Annotated in this window: 2 protein-coding genes and 2 tRNA genes; all 4 read right to left on the reverse strand. The window is 39.9% G+C overall.

Annotated features, from left to right (window positions below):
* Nucleotides 1-364: 364 nt before the first annotated feature.
* A complete protein-coding gene (locus tag BUA59_RS23990; RefSeq protein ID WP_175550818.1) occupies nucleotides 365-505 on the reverse strand; it encodes a hypothetical protein in 141 nt (46 codons plus the stop codon).
* Between the two features lie 131 nt (nucleotides 506-636).
* Nucleotides 637-1,929 (reverse strand): OmpP1/FadL family transporter, encoded by a 1,293-nt coding sequence (locus BUA59_RS23315; RefSeq protein WP_072842471.1) that lies wholly within the window; start codon nucleotides 1,927-1,929, stop codon nucleotides 637-639.
* A 296-nt stretch (nucleotides 1,930-2,225) separates the two neighbouring features.
* A tRNA-Val gene (locus BUA59_RS23320) sits at nucleotides 2,226-2,301 on the reverse strand.
* 155 nt (nucleotides 2,302-2,456) lie between these two features.
* Nucleotides 2,457-2,533 (reverse strand) — tRNA-Asp (locus BUA59_RS23325).
* Nucleotides 2,534-2,549: the final 16 nt, after the last annotated feature.

Here is a 2,549-nt window from a genome sequence, read left to right on the forward strand (position 1 = left end):
AACGTCATTCTCATACAGGCGGCGTGTCACCTGCAAAGTTCGAAGAAATGTATTTTTTAGAAGAAACTACTGTCTAGCAAACTTAGGGAAGTCCAGTCTGAAATAACTCATTGGTTGCCATTCCTAACTCTTTAAGCACTCTACACCGCTCAATTAAAATTCTTATTTTGATCTCCCAGCCACCCTTTTCAGCTAATGCGTTTTGATAGCAACTCTTCTTATTTGCCCGTTTGAAAGTTCTAACTCGAATATTTTGATTGCTTGAATAGGTGTTTCTTTTACTTTGGGGGATTTGGACATGGGCAGCATCACGTTGGTAGATCCGCCCATTTTGCAGCACTTGCAAAGCCACATCAGCTGTATGTCAGCCTTGTATACAGTAGATATTTTGAACTTGCTTATATGTCATATCACCTTTTTCGACAGCCATCACTATCTGTAATTTAAAGCCCATTGTGTAGTCACGTTGAGTACGCTTGCGCTTGGTATTACTTGATGTCCCCATAATAGGTCTCCTAGGTGTAAACCTATTTCAGGACGGGACACCTATTTCAGGACGGGACACCAGACACAAAAAAGCCAGAGTTCAAATTGAATTCTGGCTTTTTTAAAGCGCAATAACTATGAAGGGATGACTTAGAACGCCATGTTCATAGCAACAGAGACAACATTGGCTGAGGATTCATAATCTGCGTTTAATTTGCCACGAGCAGAATCTTCAGTTAAACCACTACGATTAACTGAAACATCATCTATCATCACATGGGTAAAGGCGAAGGTAGCCGATGTCATATCATTGAAGTTATAAGTTCCGCCAATAGAGATCCATTTACGATCACCATCTGGTGTACGAGCAGAACGATACTCATCAGTAACAGGCGAATTATCCATAGCAACACCAGTCCGTAAGGTCAACTTATCTGAGTAGGCGTAAGTCAAGCCCGCAGAATACATCCATTGATCTTCAAAACCAAAAGTAAGTATTGAGTTATTTTGCGCGCTATCAAAGTCAATATTAATACCATCCATTGACCCCCAACCCGTTCTAATAGCAGTAAGACCTAACACTAATTTGGGTGTCAAATCCTGCTCAACACTCAATGTCAGTACTGAGGGAAAAGTAATTGAGTCACTTACAGAAGCATCAGAAAGTTTAGCATATCCTGCTAAAGCGCTATTCACATCAGTATATTTTACATCACCCTTGAAATCAAAATCCACTTCACTACGATACCCTAAACCTACACGTGTACCTTTTCTTGGTTCTAATGCCACACCCAAACTATATCCGTAACTTATATCGTCCGCCTCAATGCGACCAACGCCCTCTCTTAAAGGAGCATTAACTGCACCTACAGACGATTCTAAGACAACTTCCGCACGATGCACTTGAATACTCGCACCTAATGACACCCAATCATTCATACGATGTGCAAGAGCAAAACTTAATGCAATATCTTGAATTGCTGTTTCCGTAGCATGAAAACGGCCAGCCCAATCTTGACCATAATCACCCGACAAACCAAACGGTACGTTTAACGAGATGCCAGCCACAGTCTTATCATTAATCGGTTTCGCAAAATAGAAAGCAGGAACTAAAGTATTATCAACAGAATCATTTGTCGCGCCATCTGCAGTTAAATCTGTACCCTGAGCATCTGATGCAGAATTTACTGTCACATCCATACTTGGCATGACATAAGCACCCGATGCATAAACTGTTGTCTCTTTAGCATTCACAAAGAGCGCAGGGTTCCAGAAGCTGGCAGAAATATCTTCATTAGAAGCCGCTACACCACCTAAGGCCTTACCTGAAGCTGTAGCACTGTGATCATTTAAAGCAAAACCTGCAGAATAAGCTGATGACGCTGCTGCCACAGAGACCGCAACAAGACTTGCTCTAAACATGAATTTTGAGGAAGTAGTCATAAATAAGCTCCATTGTTATTTTTATTGGAAATTTTATTTTTTATCATTGTGTCACTTATACGCTTCAAGTATAGAAGCACATAGCCTGATATTACCAGCAAGTATTTCTTACGCAATACAATATTTACACAATATTAGGCTAAAAAGGAAAAATAATGATAAGTAATAGATAAACTTACAATATAAAAAATAATTTTGAGGGACTTACCATAAAAAATACAAGTGAAGGTAAATTTTTGAGCTGAATAAGAAGATTTTTGATTAGGTAGGAAATAAATAGGGAATAATTAACGATATGGTGGGTGTGGAGAGGTTCGAACTCCCGACATTCGCCTTGTAAGGGCGACGCTCTCCCAACTGAGCTACACACCCAATCATGATTTTATCAATATAATGTTGAAGTTGTTCAACTTCGAGGTATAAGAGCTTTATTAGCATAAAGACTAATAATATAAAGTACAACCTCACAATGTGAGGTGATTACCTTTTCCTGAGTTAATATAACTAAATATTAGAACTGAGGAAAATGGCGGAATGGACGGGACTCGAACCCGCGACCCCCTGCGTGACAGGCAGGTATTCTAACCAACTGAACTACCACTCCAACACAATCTAGCTCT

Origin of the sequence: Marinomonas polaris DSM 16579 (assembly GCF_900129155.1) — a bacterium.
GTDB classification, from domain to species: domain Bacteria; phylum Pseudomonadota; class Gammaproteobacteria; order Pseudomonadales; family Marinomonadaceae; genus Marinomonas; species Marinomonas polaris.

Bases quoted from the DNA above. Each gene is read 5' to 3' on its own strand.
- BUA59_RS23990 (WP_175550818.1), bottom strand. From the start codon at position 505: ATGGGGACATCAAGTAATACCAAGCGCAAGCGTACTCAACGTGACTAC.
- BUA59_RS23315 (WP_072842471.1), bottom strand. From the start codon at position 1,929: ATGACTACTTCCTCAAAATTCATGTTTAGAGCAAGTCTTGTTGCGGTC.